Source organism: Rhodococcus sp. NPDC059968 (assembly GCF_042738615.1).
Classification (GTDB): domain Bacteria; phylum Actinomycetota; class Actinomycetes; order Mycobacteriales; family Mycobacteriaceae; genus Rhodococcus_F.
Map to the genome: position 1 here is coordinate 19,497 of NZ_JBHWUE010000092.1, position 18,257 is coordinate 37,753.

An 18,257-nucleotide genomic window follows, 5' to 3' on the forward strand; every position below is an offset into this window, starting at 1 on the left:
CTGCCAAGGGACAACGTGTCCGTTCGGCAGAAGTCGCTCTGTGACGAACTGCCCCGTCGACCGAGGATGAAGGAATGCTGCCCACTCTTCGAGAGGTCCTGGCGATGCCATCGTTCAAGGCCGCCGCCGTCGAGGTGCTCGCGGGCGCCCCCGATACCGCGGTGGTCCGCTGGGTCCATTCCTCCGAGGTGTACGAGATGGGCGGACTTCTCTCCGGCGGAGAGCTCCTTCTCACGACGGGGCTGGGCCTCCATGGGCGATCCCCCGAGCAGGTCACCGCCTACGTCGACCAGGTCGCGGATGCCGGATGCGTCGCGCTCGCGATGGAGGTGGGGCGCTCGTTCCTCGCGGCCCCGCCCCCACTCGTCGAGGCTGCGCAACGCCGGGGTCTGGCGTTCCTGGCCCTGCACGCGGTGGTCCCGTTCGAGCGGATGGTCGAGGACTTCCACGACCTACTGCTGCGCCGCAGGCTCGGCTCGCCGCAGGCCGGCGAGCCGGTCTGGCAGGAACTTCTCGAACTCGTTGTGGCGGGACAGGGAATGACCGCGCTGCTCACCAGGGTCGGACGCCTGGCAGGGTGCGGGGTCGACCTCCTCGACGCGGAAGGCAGGGTCGTCGACCGCAGCGCGACCGCAGCGGCGTGCTCGGAGACCGGGCGGACGACCCTCGATGTCCGCGGCCCCACCGGCTCCCTCGGTCGACTCGTCCTCAATGGGCAGGCAACCGCGCACCGTTCCGCCATCGCGAACTGTGCGGCCGTCGCGGTGGCCCTGGAGCTCGGCCGCCACCCCGACCTCGGTCCACGTCAATCGCTTGCGCAGTCGGTCATCACCGATCTGGTGGGCGGTGTGCTCACCTCGCACGGTGACCTGTCCGAGCGCCTCACCGCGGCCGGCTGGACGCCCGTGGAGGGTCAGCATGTACTCGTCGTCGCCGTCGAAGTCGATCAGCGAACGCCGGTTCGCGAGCTCGCGACCCCGGTACGGGAGGCGGTTCAGGCGGTGCTCGGTGGCTGCCTGGTCGGGGTCACCGCCAACCACGTCATCGTGCTCGCTCAGGGATGGTTGCCCGCCTCCCCCGCGCGAGTTCGGTCCGCCTTCACCGACGTCGACGAGCTTCTGCGCCGGGGCCCCTGCGGCTCGGCAGTGCGCACGCTCGGGGTGGCAGCGCCGGTCCAGCAGCTGTCCGACATCTCGGCGGCGGTCGGCCAGGCGCGCGAGATCGTCCAGATCGCCCGGCGTTTCGGCACCCGGACCGGGGTGATCCTCTCGCGGGACGTCGGGGTCCAGCGGTTGCTCGCCGCCGACGTGGCACCGGTCGCGCTCACCGCGTTCATCGCCGAGCAGCTTGGATCCGTGATCGCTTATGACACAACATATTCCGCAGACCTGGCGCGGACCCTTGATGCGTACCTCGCGAACCGGAGCAGCAAGGCCCGGACCGCGGCCGTTCTGGGGATTCGACGTCAGTCCCTCTATGCCCGGCTGACACGTCTCGAGAATGGGTGCGTCCCTCGACGATCCGGCACAATTGGTGTGCGTCGGCCTTGCCCTGACGGCGTGGCGCATGCGGACCGGCCTCGATCCGCAAGCCTCGTTCGAGCGTCCCCGACACGGCCACCGCTGATCGGCTACAAACCCTCCATCTCCACGACCCGCAGTGCAAGCGCCACATCCAAGCGCAGTATCGGATCCGTTGTGAAAGGGCCGACGATGCTCTCCAACTTACCGATCCGGTAACGCAACGTGTTGTAGTGGAAATGCAGGACTCGTGCAGTCTCGGCGACGTTGCAGTTGGTGTCCAGGAGTGCCTGCAGCGTCAGGCGGAGATCGATCGCCTCGTCGGCGTCGTCGGCCAGCGAACCGAGGACCTCACTCGCGAAAGCTTGGAGTTCAGCGCTGTCGTCGACCAGAGAGAGCAGTCTGTGCACGCCCAGGCCGTCGAAGTGGGCGACAGTACCGTTCCCGCGCATGCGCCGCCCCACCGTCACCGCCTTCCGCGCCTGGTCGTACGCCTGCGGGATGCCGGCCACCGAATCGATGACGCGACTGACTCCGGTGCAGAACGAATGCCGGCCGCCTCCACGGTCCCCGGTGATGGCCGCGATCAGATCCTCGATCACAGTTTTGGTATCACTGCCGCCGACCGGCATCAACGCAACCACTTCATGACTGAAGCCAACCACCGGTGCGAACCGATCCCTGCGACGGACCACCTGCTGCCAGGCAGCAGTGAGCCGCTGTTGCGGCATTCGCCCGGCAACCGGCGTGGGTGTCGTCTGGCCGGCCGTCGCCGGATCGGCGTCCGGGTCGAGCTCGGCGACAACGACCACCATGCTGCGGTTCACGTCCCATTCGAGCTGCGCGCAGTGTTCCGTGATCTGGGCGGTCGTCCCTGCGGTGCCATTGAGAACATCGCGCAGGAAGTCGCCGCGAAATTTGGATTCGACGGCCGACACCGCGAGTTGCTTGGTGACCGCCAACGCGACAACGGTTGCGGCGCGCTCGAGCGCTTGCACGGTGACCGGGCCCAGTCCGCCGTCTGCCACGAAGGCGACGATGAGGCCGTGGTCGGTGCCGCCGGCGACAACCGGCGCGACGGCGATCTGGCCTGCCTCGGTGCCCGGTGCCGGCTGCAGGCCGTGGTGTAGGCGCTCGGTACGAAGCCGGCCGGACGGGTCGAACAGCGGCAACCCGTGCAGCGCCTGCAGGTTGGGAGCCGCACCAACTGTCGCCTGTACGCGCCCGTCGGGCGTGCAGATGAGGACCGCGGCTTCGAACAGCGCCGCGACCTCGTCCGCGATCTGCGGCAGATCCCCGCCCTCGAGGACGATCTTGGTCAAGGCACGGTGCATGCGGTCCGCAACGTCCAGTGCCCACGCCTGACGATCGACGAGGTGCGTGAACACCTCGGACATCACCTCGTCGAATCCAATCTCCCGCGGGATGAGGAACAGTGGAAACCCGAGACGGTCGGACGCCTCGAGCATCGCGGCGGGAAGCTCGGCGAGGTACCGGCCCTCCTTCACACCGAGTGCGGCCGCGCCGCGCTGGGCGAGGCCTTCGATGAGCTCGACCAGCGCGGCGGGGTCGAACGGCTGGCCTGAGTCGGCATGCCGCAGCGGGAATCCGGTGGTGATCAACAGTTCGTTCGGCTTGACCCATGGCAGTATGTCCGGCACCTCGATGACGTTGACCCGCAGGACGATCTGCTCCAGGCCGCCGGCCCCCGCGATCAGCTTCGAGCCGGTCAGGCTAGGCAGGGTCAGCAGCTCCCGAACCGTCAACTCGTAGCCGACCGGTGTTGGCAAATCATGTGCCTGTGGTCGCTCTCCGTTGGCAACATCTTCCATATGCCAACCGTACGCCGGCGACGATAGAGCGCCGCGTCAACAGTACGGCTCAGCCCGGGAGGAGCGAGGGCGGAAGCACACGCTCCACCCACTTAGTTGCCTGCTCGTACGCGTAGGCGAGTTGGAGAACGGTCCGGTCTGCGCCGTGCCGTCCAATGATCTGGATTCCCATGGGAAGCCCGCGGTCGTCGAATCCGACCGGCATCGCAGCAACCGGAAGACTCGTCATCGTCCACGGTGCGACGGTCTCCATCCACCGGTGATAGGTATCCATCGGCCGGCCCGCGATCGTCGTGGGCCAGTGTGTGGCCTTGTCGAACGGAAACACCTGGGCACTGGGCGCGAGGATGTAGTCGTAGGTTTCGAACATTTTCGTGAGGGCCGCCTGCCAGTCGTTGCGGGCCGCCGCTGCCCTGGTGACGTCGAGCGCGGAGAGAGCGAGTCCGTGCTCCATCTCCCACACGAACTCGGGCTTCATCTGCGCTCGTGTCTGCGGGTCGTTGTAGAGGTCGACCAAGCCGAGTTGCGCCCACCAGCGCCACCTCAGAAACAGCTGCCAGATGTCCTCGGGCTTGTAGTCGGGCAGCGCCGCCTCGACGCGGCAACCGATGTTCGCGAACGCGTCGAATGCGGACTCGCACAACTCGAGGACTCCGGGTTCCGTCGCCAGGTACCCGCCCCAGTCCCCCACCCATGCGATCCGAGTCCCGCTGAAGTCACGGTCAAGGCTCCGGGTGAATACCTCGGGGTCCTCGTCGATGCCCAGCGGGGCGTTGGCGTCGGGACCCGCCATCGTGGACAGCAGGTGCGTCACATCAGCCACCGACCGTCCCATCGGACCGACCACCGCGCCCTGAGCGATGAAACCGGCCTCTGGGATGCGGCCCCACGAAGGGCGAAATCCCACAACATTATTGAAGGCCGGCGGGTTGCGCAGTGAGCCCATGTAGTCACTGCCGTCGGCGACGGGAACCATCCGCAACGCCAGGGCCGCGGCAGCGCCGCCGCTGCTTCCACCGGCAGTGCGTGAGGTGTCGTACGGTGTCGCCGTCGTCCCAAAGACCGGGTTGTACGTTTGGGATCCGAGTCCGAACTCGGGGGTGTTGGTCTTGCCGATGATGATGGCACCGGCTGCCCTGATCCGTGTGACGAACAGATCGTCCGCGTCGGCGATCCGGTCGGCAAAGATGGGTGATCCGGAGGTGAACGGTAATCCCTTGACCGCGGAGAGGTCCTTCACGGCGTGCGGGAAGCCGTGCATCCAACCGAGGTAGTGTCCGTCGGCCAGTTGGCGGTCCCGCTCGCGCGCCTCGGCCAGCAACGCGTCCCGGTCACGCAGGGCGACGATGGCGTTGACACTGCGATTGTGCAGTTCGATGTGGTCGAGATAGGCGGTCATGACGTCGATGCACGACACCTGGCGGCTCTTGATCAAACTACTGAGCGTCAGCGCGTCACACATGACGAGCTCTCCGTATCCGCGCGGCGGGCACGAGGACCCCGGGCGAGTCCGGCCGGAGTCGCCGGCGCTGACGGGGTCGATGACGGTTGACATGGGTGAACCTCTCCACGTTTCGAAAGCGAGTACCGGCGAACCGCCGACGTGCATGAACTCCGACCGCAGCATCATTGAAGTCGGCGGTTCGTGTGGTCGAGGTCGCGCCGCGGCCCGGTTGCCGGGACGCGACGCGACCTCATTCACGGTGTGAGCACGAACTATTGGCCGAGGTCGACGATGGCGGCAACGGGGCCGCCGCCCTCCGGACCCTGGTGTGCCGCCGACACCGACACGAACACCGCCGGATCGCCCGTCACCGACGACGCGACACCGCCCACGCAGGACTTGATCTGGCGGTGCCAGTGCACGTCCGAGTCGTCGAGCATCGCGTTGCGGCGGCCACGGACCGTCCCGTCCTGGCTCGCTTCACACTTGAGGAAGACGTTGACGAGCTGGCCGTCCAGGTCGCTCGTGTGGGGCCGCTCGGGCAGCTTGAGTCCGGCGTCCCGGATCGCCGCCCAAATGCCGTCCTGATCGAGCGGGTCCTTCATTACGCTGTGCCCGATCCGGTAGCGACCGCCGACGCCACGCGCATTGCCGACGACGACGACCTGGGCCCTGTCCAACTCGACACCCGACGAACAGGATGCCACCGACGAGAACAGGTCCCGGCGGTGCATCACATCCGCGTCGCTGGGCATGTCGATCTCGCCGAGAGCGACGGCAATCCCCAGTGCCGTAACGCCGTTGGACAGGTCCATCGACTCGTGGGTGTGCTCGGTCCACACCGTCTCGCCGCGGCTCTTGGCGTCTCGGATGGTGTGGATCGTCAGCAACGGCGTCTTCGTCTGCACGTAGTGCACGTCGGCCGGGTCGCTGATGCCGGCACTGGCCATCGCCATCTTCACCGCTGCGGCCACCTTCGTGATCATCGGCGTGCGACCGATGTCCTCGGGCAGCAGCTGCTCACTCATCGCGACACCGACGGTCAGCCGCGGCTCGTCGGTCTTCGCCGCTTTCCCGGCCGGCACAGTTGCGAAGATCGTTGCGTGCGGGCTGATCACACCGTCGGTCCCGCCGGACCAGACAATGGGCACCTCGGCCACCTCGTCGGCGCTGCGGCTGCCCTTCGCCGAGAGGACCTCACGAAAGGCGCGGTCCGCGATGATGCGCGTGTAGTCGTTGACGCCGCCGTTGCCCTCGGTCTTGCCGATGACAGCGACGACACGGTCCGCTTCGAGCACGCCGTCGTTGATGAGCTTGGCCAGCTCGCTGGCGTCGGAAACGCTGTGCAGCGGAACCTTGCGGACCTCGATTGCTTCGGGCATTGACATCTCCTCTGTGGGGCGTGCGGGGTAGGAAAATCAGGCGGTGACGATCGTTCCGGCGGTATCGGCGCGTCCACGGTGAACACGGCGCGGGATGTGGCGACCACCCCGCCCGATCGACCTCGGCGAGCGCCAGAAGTCACCGCCTACTGTGCGGATCACCGGGAACCCGATCAGAACTCTCACGCCGCCCACGCTATGAGGGCGCCCCCTATCGAGCACTGGCAAATTTTGCCCAAACCAGAGCTGCTGTTGGGCAGATCTGACCCGCCGCCACCGCGAAAGCAGATCCCGATCGCCGCCCGCCCAGGGGTTCGACGAACTCCTCGACGTCGCCCAGCGTCACCACCTCGGCGTCCACAGCGCCCCCCGCGCCCTGGTCGTCCTCGAGGGTGTCGTGGTCGCCGCCGTTCAGTCGACCGGGTTCGCGCTGCCCCGGCGCGCGAGGGGATCGGCTGCCAGCAGCGCGGCGCTGTGGGGGTCGACGAGCCAGGGCGCGTGCCCGGCGGGCATTTCATGGATCGTCGCGCCCGGAATCCGCTGGATCGAGTGCCGCGCACCGTCGACGGACAGGTACGGGTCGTCGGATCCCAGGATGAAGATCGTCGGTATCCGGATCGCGGCGAGCTCCGTGCCCGTCAGTACGCTCTCGGCTCGCGGCCGTCGGAACCGGTCGATCGCGTGCATCAGCGACGCAACGGTCCGCGCGTTTGCGCGGCGGCGTGAGGACAGGCGCAGCGCCTCGATCAGCGCGTTCGGTGCGGCCGCCACCTCCGCGGGGCCCAGGCCGCGAGCGAGCAGGCGGCGAAACACCGGACGCGGGCTGGGTGATCGAAGGAACGCCGACCCCAGCCCGGGGACGGTCATCAGCGAGAGCGGCATGCGTACCCGCACGCCCGCGAGCGCGACCGCGGGCATTCCGATCGCGACCAGCGCAGAGATCCGCCGGGAGCCGGCCGCCACATGCCACATGGCGAACATGCCACCCAGCGAATGGCCGATCACCGGGACCTCGTCGAGCCCGAGCGCGTCCAGGATGTCGTCGATCAACCGGCCGGCCTGCTCGCGCACCTGCCCACGCCCGAACGCCATCGGATCCGACAAGCCGTGCCCCGGAAGGTCGACGGCAAGGAGCCGGAACTGAGGAAACTCGCTGAACAACGGCGCCCACACGGCGGCACTGAGCGACACCCCGTGCAGCAGCAGCACCGCGGGGCCACGCCCGTGTGCGAGCACCCGCACGCGTCGCCCGGTCTGCCCGAGCTCGATGACGAACTCGTCGACGTCGGCGCCGAGGCCGGCGAACAGCTCGCGCTCGGCATCGACCATGCGCTGCTCGACACTCTCCGGCCCGGGGGGCTGTCGAGTCATGACCTGTCCTGTCGTCGACCTGTTGCATCGGCACGGCGTGGCGCCATTGCAGCCAGGTTGGCCAGCCACGCACGCACGGTCCGCTCGTCCCGGTCGCTGAGACCACCGAGCGCGGCGCGCTCCGCCGCCCGCACTCGGCGCGTTGCCAAGTCCAGGCATCTGCGACCACGCTCGGTCGGGCGCACGAGCACCACCCGCGGGTTGACCGCTCGGCGCTCGAGCAACCCGGCGGCCTCGAGACCGAGGATCGATGTGTGCATCGTTTGCCGCGTGACCTGCGAGATGCGCGCGAGCTCGGAGGTAGACAGCTCCGGACGGGTCTCGAAGACGCTGAGGATCCCGTACTCCTGCGCCGACATCTCGAGGTCCTCCAGCGCTGCGTCCAGCAGCGCGCGGAAGCGCTGATTCGCGAGCCGGAACAGGTAGCCGAGATTCGCATCCGGTCGTGGCAGCTCCGCCGAGGCGGTTGTCAGCTTCTCTGACATCATGTCGCCACTGTACCACGCGTGTCAGCACATCTGACACATCTAAATTGGCGGATACTTCCCCATGGCGACATCGTCGTCGAATACGCGCGTCGCGGTCTGGACTCACCGCTCGCCGAGCCCTCCCCGACGAGTGCGCCCGGCAGGACACCCCGGGGCTCTGATCGATCTTGACCGAGACAGCGCCTCTGCCCGGAGTGGCGCGTGTGAACCAGTCGTCCGTGTCCCTCGTTATAACCATTGAGCGGTCCGCATCGACCACAGCCCAAGACGAGGAGCCTGACATGCAGTCCGACGAACTTGACCAGGAGCAGGGACTACGGAGCGACCAGCTAACGCTCCCGCGCCGTACGGTTATCGTCGGTATCGGCGCTGCAGCAGCCGCCTTGGCCGCCGGTAGCGCGCTGTTCAGTAGAACTCGCGCGCCAGCTGCGCCCGGCGCCGGCGCCGGCCCAGCCGTGAAGCCCGCGGGTGCAACCGTACCGACCGGCAACATCCCCGTCGGTGGCGGCGCGGTGCTCGGCGATATTGTCGTCACACAGCCCAGCGGCGGCGACTTCCGCGGGTTCTCGTCGACATGCACGCACGCGGGATGCACCGTCTCCGACGTCTCCGGCGGCACCATCAATTGTCCGTGCCATGGCAGCAAGTTCAATCTCGACGGGTCTGTGCACACGGGTCCGGCGTCCGCTCCGCTCGCCCCACGAAGCGTCTCCGTTCAGGGTGACTCGGTCGTGATCGGCTGAGGTGTGTGACAGCTCCGGGCCGATCCTGTCACTCGTTGTGCTCGGGGAGGCCCACTTCGGCCACATCTCTCCGACGATGCCACTGGCCTACACGGTCGCTCGCCGGGTGTGACGCATTCGTGCCTCCGACCTCGGCGAAACCCTTGTGGAGCCACCGCGTGCATGGTGATCTGTTCTCGTCTCACCAGTGAGCGGTGTCGCAATCGGTGACTGACAGTGGACGCTCCCTCGCACCGGGGAGCACGTGCTCGGTCGGTCTGATCTTGATTCGCGTCGCCGGTCTGGCGGGGCTTTTCATTCTCACGGCACGCTGGGTTCGCTCCCTACTGAGCGAACATGAAGGACGGATGAACAATGGCGTTCAGGTATCGGGCGGCGAGTTTCGCGTGCGGCCTGTTGGTTATTTCCGCCTTCGGAGTGTTCTCCTGCGTGGCTGAGGATTCTCTTGACGGTGCGGTGTTCTACTCCGTCACGCTCATTCCGCCGGGCGACCTCTTGCTACGGCGGCTGCGCGATGCGCACCGCATGCGGAGGCGAATGCCGAATGCCGAATGCCGGGACCATTGTCGCATCCGGGGCACTGCCAGTCGGATTGAGAGCCCGCATGAAACGCGACTCGTGACGCTCGGCGCCCCTCGAGAACTATCTGCAGACGTGCCCGCAGCAAGCGGAATCGGGTGTGATCGGAAGCCCCCTTACGCGTAATTACCGATCCGTCAGTTCGTGGAGCACCTCGCCGCCGCTCATGCCATCGAGCGAGACCTCGCCGGGCTCCGGAATCGAATCACTGGAGGTAGGACGCGTAGTCGCTGAAAGGAACCTGGCCGGTGGGGCTCGACCGAACTGCGTCGGCAACCGCCGACGGAATGGGAGCCCAGTGGGCAGGCATCGCGGCCGCCAGTGAAGGATTCAATATGTAAAGCAGGGCGAAGTTCACTATCCAGAGCGGCGGCGCCATCGACATGCCTACCTCCGAACTCACACCCTCCTTGGTGTTGGTCACCAGTTGAGCTGCGCCCGAAATCTGTTGCGCTGCGAAGCCATAGACCGCTTGCACCGTGTATGCCGACCGGTAGAGCGCTATCAGGGTTCGTGTCGCATCGTTGTTCCTCAACCATGTCCCCACAAAACCGCCGGGAGCGATCAAAGAGTTCACCTGCCTCGTCGGCGCGTCCGCGTTGGCCGGACTCTCCAGCAGTCCGCTGGCGTTCACGAAGAGGCCGTAGCTGGCCAGAACCGAGGGTGTGGGGTGGCCATCGACGTCGGAATAGAGGGGACGACCGTTCGTATTGGTGAGGATCTCGGCGCATGCATCGATCACCTCGGCAGCTTCGAGGCTGCCGCCGACTCCGCCGCCGGTGATGAGGTCGCGATACTGCTGCTCGGATAGAGCGTCAGCCCTGGTGAGCCCCACCTGGCCGGCAATCTCGTCCGCCGCTTGCTGACCGAGTGGCTGGTTGAGCTGACCCGGACTGGTCACCTGCGTCGGTGCCAGGCGCTCGTAACCGGGTGCCCCGGAGAAGGGGATCGCGAACCCGGTGTCGACGGTGTCTGCCGCTGGTTCGCCGCTGGCTGTCTGGGTAGTTGCCAGGGAGAGAATGCACACTCCGACCAGTGCCAGTACCGAGATGGTCCTGCGGTGAGGGGTTGCTCCGCGTCGATGCCCCAGACCCGCTGTCCCTATGCCGCGCATACGTCCACCTCCCAGAACACCACCGGGCGAGCCCGCACAAGCTTGCGTTCCAGTCAAACGCCGTGATCAATGCTGTGTCAATCCCTCCGACTACGAGTCGGTCGCGTTGCCGAGGTCGGGAGTTCCCTCGCGTCCTCCACGACCTTGGCGTGGAGCGCCGCGAGGTAGTCCGAGTCGTCGACCGGGCGATGCCAGTGGGGCTTGTGGCAGTTGGCGGCGATCACGTCAGGAATGTTGTCTCTGACTAGCTTTCGATGAACCTCGACCGCGTCGTTGTTTCGCGTCCCTCGATCGAACCATTCCGCCGGTGGCGCGTCCTCCATTTCGATTGGGTACGAACGCAATCCCGAGCGAACGGACACACATTGCCACCGACTGCAACCCTTGAATACCCACGGCTGACAATGCTTGGCTCCCCTGTGAGGACGGTCACAATCGACAGGAGTCAAGGATGAGCATCAAGGGCAAAGTCGCTCTGGTCACCGGCGCGGGCCAAGGCATCGGACGCGCGATCGCGTTGCGATTGGCGTCGGACGGCGCCGACATCTCGCTCATCGACGTCAACGGCGACCGGGTCGATGCGGTGGCCGACGAGGTTCGGGCCGTGGACGTAAAGGCGATCTCACTGGTCGCCGACGTGACGGACCGCGATCAGGTCCAGTCCGCCGTCGACCGAACCGAGCGCGAACTGGGCGGCTTCGACATCATCGTCAACAACGCGGGAATCGCCCAGGTCAACCCGATCGCCGACGTGACCCCGGAGGAGGTCTCACGCATCCTCGCCGTGAACGTCGAAGGCGTGCTGTGGGGTATCCAGGTCGGGGCAGCCAAGTTCCGGGAACGCGGACATGGCGGGAAGATCATCAACGCGTCGTCGATCGCCGGCCACGAGGGATTCCCGATGCTCGGCGTGTACTCGGCCACCAAGTTCGCCGTCCGCGGACTCACCCAGGCCGCGGCGAAGGAGTATGCGTCCGACGGCATCACCGTCAACGCCTACTGCCCCGGCGTTGTCGGCACCGACATGTGGGTCACCATCGACGAGCGTTTCGGGGCCCTCACCGGCGCGCCGAAGGGCGCCACGTTCGACAAGTTCGTCGGCGGCATCGCCCTCGGACGCGCGCAGACGCCCGAGGACGTCGCGGCGTACGTGTCGTATCTGGCCGGGCCGGATTCCGACTACATGACCGGCAGGCGGGACTGATCGACGGCGGCCTGGTGTACCGATAGGCCGCCCCTCGCGGCCGGGGTTTCACTCCCGGATCCGCGGGTAGACGGACGTAGGGTGATGCGACAGCGCGTCCGGGGATGAAAGGGGCAGCCGTGGACGTCGACGACCTGGTGGAGCGCACCGCTCGGTTGCGGTTCGATCTGCAAGCACTCGAAAACCGCATCAAGGAGTTGACCGACGCGTTCGACCTGCTCGACAGCACGACCCTCGGCGCTTCGCGGGAACAGGTGATCGACAGCCTCAGCGACGCCCGGCTCGACCTGAGCACCGCGGACAGGCACCTCGAGACTGCGGTGCGGAACGCCGAGAAACTGTCGACCGGTTGAACCCGGCACCCGGCGAGTATCAGCTCGCGGGTGCCGGGCCAGGTTACGGAGATCGGCCGGGGCCGATCAACCGTGATCAGTCGAGGTCGAACCGGTCGAGGTTCATCACCTTGTTCCAGGCAGAAACGAAGTCCTGCACGAACTTCTGCTGCGCGTCGTCGGTGGCATACACCTCGGCGAGAGCGCGCAGTTGCGAGTTCGAACCGAAGACCAGATCGACAGCGGTGGCGGTCCACTTGGCGTCACCCGTGACACGGTCGGTGCCCTCGTAGACGTTCTCGGCCGAGGCCGCACCCTTCCACTCCGTACCCATGTCGAGGAGGTTGACGAAGAAGTCGTTGGTCAACGCCTCGGGCCGGTCGGTGAAGACGCCGTGCTTCGTTTGGCCGAAGTTGGCGTTCAGCGCACGCAGGCCGCCGACGAGAACCGTCATTTCCGGAGCGGTCAGGTTCAACATGTAGGCCCGGTCGACCAGCAGGGCCTCGGCAGGCAACTTCTCCCCCGCCCGGAGGTAGTTGCGGAACCCGTCGGCCCTCGGCTCGAGTACGGCGAACGACTCCACGTCGGTCTGCTCCTGTGTGGCGTCGGTACGACCCGGCGTGAACGGGACCGTGATGTCGTGACCGGCGTTCTTCGCCGCCTTCTCGACAGCCGCAGCACCCGCCAGAACGATCACGTCCGCGAGTGAGACCTTCACTCCGCCGGACTGCGACGAGTTGAAATCCTGCTGGATCTGTTCGAGGGTCTGCAGGACCGTGGCCAGCTCGGCGGGGTTGTTGATCTCCCAATCCTTCTGCGGCGCAAGACGGATTCGCGCCCCGTTGGCGCCGCCGCGCATGTCGGTGCTGCGGTGGGTGGCTGCCGACGCCCAGGCGGTGGACACCAACTGCGAGATGGACAGGCCCGAGTCGAGGATCTTGCTCTTGAGCGCGGCGATCTCACTGTCACCGATCAGCTGGTGCTCAACTGCGGGGACCGGGTCCTGCCACAGCTGCGCCTCGGGAACCCACGGGCCGAGGTAGCGCGTGACGGGCCCCATGTCGCGGTGCAGCAGCTTGTACCAGGCCTTGGCGAACTCCTCGGCGAACTCCTCCGGGTGGTCGAGCCAACGCCGGGTGATCTTCTCGTAGGCCGGGTCGAGGCGCAGGGAGAGATCCGTGGTCAGCATCGTCGGAGCACGCCCTGCCGACGAATCGAACGGGTCGGGGATCGTGCCCGCGCCTGCGCCGTCCTTGGCGGTCCACTGCCAGGCACCGGCGGGACTCTTGGTCAGCTCCCACTCGTAGCCGTACAGGACCTCCAGGAAGCTGTTGTCCCACTTCGTCGGCGTGGGGGTCCACACGACCTCGAGACCACTGGTGATCGCGTCCTTGCCCACGCCGGTGCCGTAGGCACTCTTCCAGCCCAGGCCCTGCTGCTCGATCGGGGCGCCTTCCGGTTCCGGACCGACCAGGTCGGCGTCGCCTGCGCCGTGGGTCTTGCCGAAGGTGTGGCCACCGGCGATCAGCGCGGCGGTCTCCACGTCGTTCATCGCCATGCGGGCGAACGTCTCCCGGATGTCGCGGGCGGCGGCCAGCGGATCCGGCTGGCCGTTCGGGCCCTCCGGGTTCACGTAGATGAGACCCATCTGCACGGCGCCGAGCGGACCGGACAGTTCGCGATCGCCGCTATAGCGCTCGTCGCCCAGCCAGGTGTCCTCGGGACCCCAGTACATCTCCTCGGGCTCCCAGATGTCCTCGCGGCCGAATCCGAACCCGAAGGTCTTGAACCCCATCGACTCCAGGGCACAGTTGCCGGCGAAGACGAGGAGGTCCGCCCACGAGATCTGCTTGCCGTACTTCTGCTTCACCGGCCAGAGCAGCCGGCGGGCCTTGTCGAGGCTCGCGTTGTCGGGCCAGCTGTTGAGGGGGGCGAAACGCTGGGCGCCCTGACCGCCACCGCCGCGACCGTCCGCGATGCGGTAGGTGCCTGCGGCGTGCCAGCTCATCCGGATGAAGAGGCCGCCGTAATGGCCGTAGTCTGCGGGCCACCAGTCCTGCGAGGTCGTCATCAGATCGATGACGTCGCGCTTGAGCGCCTCGACGTCGAGCTTGGCGAACTCCTCGGCGTAGTCGAAGCCCTCGCCCATCGGGTTCGACTTGGACGTGTGGGCATGCAACACCGACAGCTCCGGCTGGTTCGGCCACCAGTCGCGGTTGTTCCTCGGGCGGTGCGCCACCGGAGTGGGAGACGGGATTGCGGGGTTTTCACTTTCACTGGTGCTCTGAGTGTTTCCCTCGTGAGCGACCGGGCAGCTATCGGACACAACATTCCTTCCGGGAGAGACCAACTTGGGCTGTGGTCATGGGTTCGATCGAGAAGTCTGTGATGTCGAGCAGTCGGGGCACAGACCCCAGTAGATGACCTCGGCCTCCTCGACGAGGAAACCGTTGTCGTCGGACGCGGTCAGGCAGGGCGCCTCGCCGACGGCACAGTCGACGTCCGCAATGACCCCACACGACCGGCAGATGACGTGGTGGTGATTGTCTCCGACCCGCGACTCGTAACGAGCAACGGAGCCGGGCGGCTGAATCCGCCGCACCAGTCCCACAGCGGTCACTGCGTGCAGCACGTCGTACACGGCTTGCCGGGACACCCCTTCCAGAACGGTGCGCACCGCTCCGAAAATCGTGTCCGTATCGGCGTGCGGGCGTGCGTGCACGGCCTCCAACACCGCGACCCGCGGGCGGGTCACGCGGAGCTCAGCCCCGCGCAGCAACGCTGCGTAATCCGGCATCGACGGCATGCACCCACTATGACTCACTTTTCTGGACTCAGCCAAGACTTTGCGGAAACAATTTGCCGTGACTTCGACTCACGCATAAACGGTCGGTTCGCCGACCGCGGCTCTGATCGAACCCTTCAGGGCAGATCGACGGTGACGACGACCGAGGGCACCGAATCCGGCGCAGACGGTCCGATCGTGCCACCCGACGGCACGTGGGACAGGCCGCCGCCGCCCTTTCGGCCGACAGGGTCGACTGTGCTGCAACGTGACTGGCAGGGTGTGTGTGCCCCGAGGTGTGAGCAAGATGAGATAGGTCGAGTCGACGGCGTCGCAATCGACGAACAGGGATGTTCCGTCAGAACCAAGTCCCGTCAGTACCAGTACTGTCGTCCGCCCACCTTGCGGCCCCGCAGTCCGATGAGCAGGAGAACGAGGCCGATGACGCCGACGACGAGGCCTGCAATCCACAGTGACGAGATCTTGACGATCAAGCCGATGACGATGAGAACCACACCGATTGCGATCATGGTCGATTCCTTCATGAGAGTGGACTCAGGCTTCGCCCCACTTCTCGAAGCCGGGTGAACGAATACTAGGCGCAGAATGCGGCCCGGCGTCAGGAAACTCGGTCCGGACCGAGTTTCGCCCGGGGTGACGATGCCGTGATCGAAGGCGTACACGATGGCGGCCGCGCGGTCGCGGAGATCGAGTTTGAGGAAGATGTGCCCGACGTGACTCTTCACCGTCACGCCCGAGATACCCAGTTCATGCCCGATCTCATTGTTGCTGTGTCCGCGCCCGATGAGCGTGAGCACATCGCGTTCCCGCGCGGTCAACTCGGCGAGGTGGTTCCGGCTCCCGTCGGGCGACGGCACGACGGTGCGGTACGTGGCGAGAACGCGTCCGGTCACTGCGGGGTCGAGGCAGGCGCCGCCCTCGGCAACGGTGCGTACGGCGCGAATCAGATCCTCGGCCGGCGAATCCTCGAGGATGAAACCTGCCGCACCTGCGCGGAGCGATCCGGACAGCAGTTCGTCGTCGTCGAACGTGGTGAGCACCAGCACCGGCGGCGGCTCAGCGCGCGACCGGAGATCGCGGGTCGCCCGGATCCCGTCAACCTTCTTCATCCGAAGGTCCATGAGCACGACATCGGGGGTGTGCTCCGCCACCGCATCGGGCACCTCCGAGCCGTCGGCGCATTCGCCGACGATCACGAAGCCGTCCTTGCGCCGCAGGATCCGGCGAAGCCCCGACCGCACCAGTTCCTGGTCGTCGACCAGCAGCACCCTGATCTCCGGGCCCGTCACGACAGCCCCGGGATGTGACGCAGGATCGCCGGCCGGCAGGAGTCTCGGGGCAGCGGGACCGCGGCGTGCACCGACCATCCCCTGACGTCCGGGCCTGCGCGGAGTTTGCCGCCGAGCAGCGCGGCGCGCTCGCGCATGCCCCGCAGACCGGAACCGGGTGAACCGTTCGGCGGGGTTACCTGACCTCGGGTCGGGTTGCGGATCTCAAGGGTCACGCGTTCCGGCTCGGTCGTGAGCCGCACGTCGGCACTGGCGCCGGGCGCATGTTTGGCGACGTTCGCGAGCGACTCCTGCGTGATGCGGTAGATGCCGAGACCGACTGCGCCGGTCACGGTGGAGAGGTCTCCCTGCATGTCGAAGGCCACCGGGAGACCCGCACGGCGGAAGTCGTCGATCAAATCGGGGAGATCGGAGACGCCAGGCTGGGGCCGGGTGCCGGCCGGGCCGGCGTCGAGCAACCCGACGGTGCGCCGGATGTCGGCCATCGCCTGCCGCCCGAGTCGCTCGGCGTCGGAGAGCGCGTCCACTGCGTCGTCGACATCGCGGTCCTGCTCGAGCGCGCGACGGGCCGCGGTCAGATGCAGCAGCGTGATGCTCAGCGAATGGGCGATGACGTCGTGAACCTCGCGGGCGATTCGCTGGCGCTCACGTGTGGCGGCCTGCTCGGATTGGATCGCCTTCGAGGCCCGCTCCTGGTGAAGGAGGCGCAACTGCGTGAGCATCAGGTAGCCGAAGGCCCAGCCCAGCACGACTCCGGCGAGAGCGTAAGGCGCACCGTCGAGTCGGCCCGTCAGTGCAAACGCGGACAGGACTGCCATCGCGGCAGCCAAGGTGGCGAGGCTGACGGCCAGTGACGCCGTTGCCGCGACCTCGGCGGTCAAGATCACGAGGATGAGCGGAGCGAAGTCGAAGGCGGTGTCGGGTTGCTGCAGGAACAACAGTGCGGCCGCCGCGATGACGACGACGGCCAGGAACGGACGCGGCAGCACCACCCCCGGTCTGATCATGTCTCCCGCAACGGGGGGTCACCGCGGCGACCAGGCCACACAGCAGGACCCATCCCGGCGGCACGAAGCCGTCGCGTTGCGCGACAGCGGCACCGGCGATGACAACGACGGCGATGTGCGCGAACACCGGCACAGCGAGCGGATAGTCGTACTCACTCTCCGCCACGCGTCGACGAAAAAATGCCGTCACCTGCACACGACCAGCGTAGGCGAAGACCCACCCGCACCGCGTCGTCTCCGGAGCGGAGACACCCTCCACCCACGGTAGGAGACGAGAACGCGACCGTGGCACGGCGAAACGGCTGCCGCGGATCCGTAGCGTTGCAGTCATCAACGGAACAACGGAGGTGGCCGAGATGTCGTGGAACGATTTCCGTGCACGCCGGGCGGTATTGGAAGAGATCCTGGCGCGGGCGCACACCGACCCCGCACGGGCCCTGCGGTTCGACGAAGTACCGGGCGCGATCGAGCTTTTCGGCTCGGCCGACACCATTCTGCTCGCCCTTCAGCACCGGTGGAGCAACCACCTCGCGGCCCGCCTCGACCAGGCGGTCGAGGACGGCACCCCCTTGAATGCGACGTGGCGGGCGCTAGCCGCCGAACAACCGGCATTGCGTGCGCTCCTCGACACCGCGGCCGCCTCCTCCCTGCCGTTGCGCGGTTCCCAGCGCGCGGAGCAGCGGATGATCGAGGCCCACGACACCGGGCGTCTGTCCGGCCACCGGTTCGAGCAGCGACCGATCGGCGCGCGAGCGACGACGATGACCCCCGCGTGACAGACATGCCCTACGGGTGCGCGAAAGCGGCCTCGAACGCGTCGAGCGCGTCGTCCGGATCGTTCTTCGCCCACCCTTCGAGTGCGACGACGCCGGTGTAACCGATGTCGCGGAGCGCGGCCCCGACAGCCGGGTAGTGGATTTCGCCGGTTCCGGGCTCGCAGCGTCCGGGGACGTCGGCGACCTGAATTTCCCCTATGTAGGGCAGCGCCTTTCGGACGAGTTCGATGAGGTTTCCCTCGCCGATCTGGGCGTGATAGAGATCGAGATTCATACCCGACTTCCGCAGCTGATGAGCACACGATTTCCCGGAAAGGCGCGCTGAACTGGGGTAATGCCGAATATGCGCGTTGGAGGCGTGTTACTACAA

12 protein-coding genes and 4 pseudogenes are annotated in these 18,257 nt (G+C 66.8%); 5 read left to right on the top strand and 11 right to left on the bottom strand.

Annotated elements, in window-relative coordinates; all coding sequences use genetic code 11:
- Positions 1–74 precede the first annotated feature (74 nt).
- Positions 75–1,739 carry a PucR family transcriptional regulator ligand-binding domain-containing protein gene (locus ACFWAY_RS42490; RefSeq protein WP_378514725.1) on the top strand — a complete coding sequence of 555 codons (1,665 nt, stop codon included), beginning with the start codon at positions 75–77 and terminating at the stop codon, positions 1,737–1,739.
- On the opposite strand, the gene ACFWAY_RS42495 is transcribed toward ACFWAY_RS42490, so the two are convergent.
- The 5 genes from ACFWAY_RS42495 to ACFWAY_RS42515 all read right to left on the bottom strand — a co-directional run bounded on the left by ACFWAY_RS42495 (position 1,631) and on the right by ACFWAY_RS42515 (position 8,037).
- Complete coding sequence (locus ACFWAY_RS42495; protein ID WP_378514726.1) at positions 1,631–3,310, bottom strand: PucR family transcriptional regulator; 1,680 nt, start codon at positions 3,308–3,310, stop codon at positions 1,631–1,633. The two genes, ACFWAY_RS42490 and ACFWAY_RS42495, sit on opposite strands and share 109 nt — an antisense overlap.
- Before the next feature lie 91 nt (positions 3,311–3,401).
- Positions 3,402–4,907 (bottom strand): amidase, encoded by a 1,506-nt coding sequence (locus ACFWAY_RS42500; RefSeq protein WP_378514727.1) that lies wholly within the window; start codon positions 4,905–4,907, stop codon positions 3,402–3,404.
- 161 nt (positions 4,908–5,068) lie between these two features.
- Complete coding sequence (locus tag ACFWAY_RS42505) at positions 5,069–6,178, bottom strand: ring-opening amidohydrolase (protein ID WP_378514728.1); 1,110 nt, start codon at positions 6,176–6,178, stop codon at positions 5,069–5,071.
- Between the two features lie 411 nt (positions 6,179–6,589).
- Positions 6,590–7,549 carry an alpha/beta fold hydrolase gene (locus ACFWAY_RS42510; protein WP_378514729.1) on the bottom strand — a complete coding sequence of 320 codons (960 nt, stop codon included), beginning with the start codon at positions 7,547–7,549 and terminating at the stop codon, positions 6,590–6,592.
- The gene (locus tag ACFWAY_RS42515) at positions 7,546–8,037 is read right to left on the bottom strand and encodes a MarR family winged helix-turn-helix transcriptional regulator (RefSeq protein WP_378514730.1); all 492 of its coding nucleotides are present in this window, start codon (positions 8,035–8,037) and stop codon (positions 7,546–7,548) included. Before ACFWAY_RS42515 ends, ACFWAY_RS42510 begins: the two co-directional genes overlap by 4 nt.
- A 281-nt stretch (positions 8,038–8,318) precedes the next feature.
- Here ACFWAY_RS42515 and ACFWAY_RS42520 point away from each other — a divergent pair, with 281 nt between their 5' ends.
- A complete protein-coding gene (locus ACFWAY_RS42520) occupies positions 8,319–8,780 on the top strand; it encodes a ubiquinol-cytochrome c reductase iron-sulfur subunit (protein WP_378514731.1) in 462 nt (153 codons plus the stop codon).
- Between the two features lie 784 nt (positions 8,781–9,564).
- Here the strand turns inward: ACFWAY_RS42520 and ACFWAY_RS42525 are convergent.
- Entirely contained in the window at positions 9,565–10,473 is a 909-nt protein-coding gene (locus ACFWAY_RS42525) for a hypothetical protein (protein WP_378514732.1), read from the bottom strand.
- A gap of 451 nt (positions 10,474–10,924) precedes the next feature.
- On the opposite strand from ACFWAY_RS42525, the pseudogene ACFWAY_RS42530 reads away from it, so the two are divergent.
- Together ACFWAY_RS42530 and ACFWAY_RS42535 are read left to right on the top strand one after the other, a co-directional pair.
- Positions 10,925–11,703 (top strand): annotated as a pseudogene (locus tag ACFWAY_RS42530) (acetoin reductase).
- Positions 11,704–11,796: 93 nt separating this feature from the next.
- Entirely contained in the window at positions 11,797–12,030 is a 234-nt protein-coding gene (locus ACFWAY_RS42535; RefSeq protein ID WP_378514733.1) for a hypothetical protein, read from the top strand.
- 76 nt (positions 12,031–12,106) lie between these two features.
- On the opposite strand, the gene katG is transcribed toward ACFWAY_RS42535, so the two are convergent.
- The 4 genes and pseudogenes from katG to ACFWAY_RS42555 form a co-directional block, all read right to left on the bottom strand.
- The gene (gene katG, locus ACFWAY_RS42540) at positions 12,107–14,335 is read right to left on the bottom strand and encodes a catalase/peroxidase HPI (RefSeq protein WP_378514734.1); all 2,229 of its coding nucleotides are present in this window, start codon (positions 14,333–14,335) and stop codon (positions 12,107–12,109) included.
- Positions 14,336–14,371: 36 nt separating this feature from the next.
- On the bottom strand, positions 14,372–14,815 hold the full coding sequence (locus tag ACFWAY_RS42545) for a Fur family transcriptional regulator (RefSeq protein ID WP_378514735.1): 444 nt from the start codon (positions 14,813–14,815) through the stop codon (positions 14,372–14,374).
- 617 nt (positions 14,816–15,432) lie between these two features.
- Positions 15,433–16,083: pseudogene (locus ACFWAY_RS42550) on the bottom strand (response regulator); the annotation flags it as partial.
- A gap of 17 nt (positions 16,084–16,100) precedes the next feature.
- Positions 16,101–17,442, bottom strand: a pseudogene (locus ACFWAY_RS42555) (sensor histidine kinase).
- A 16-nt stretch (positions 17,443–17,458) separates the two neighbouring features.
- Between ACFWAY_RS42555 and ACFWAY_RS42560 the strand changes: the two are divergent.
- On the top strand, positions 17,459–17,887 hold the full coding sequence (locus tag ACFWAY_RS42560) for a hypothetical protein (protein WP_378514736.1): 429 nt from the start codon (positions 17,459–17,461) through the stop codon (positions 17,885–17,887).
- Between the two features lie 10 nt (positions 17,888–17,897).
- On the opposite strand, the pseudogene ACFWAY_RS42565 reads toward ACFWAY_RS42560, so the two are convergent.
- Positions 17,898–18,161 (bottom strand): annotated as a pseudogene (locus ACFWAY_RS42565) (TIM barrel protein); the annotation flags it as partial.
- Between the last annotated feature and the right edge of the window lie 96 nt (positions 18,162–18,257).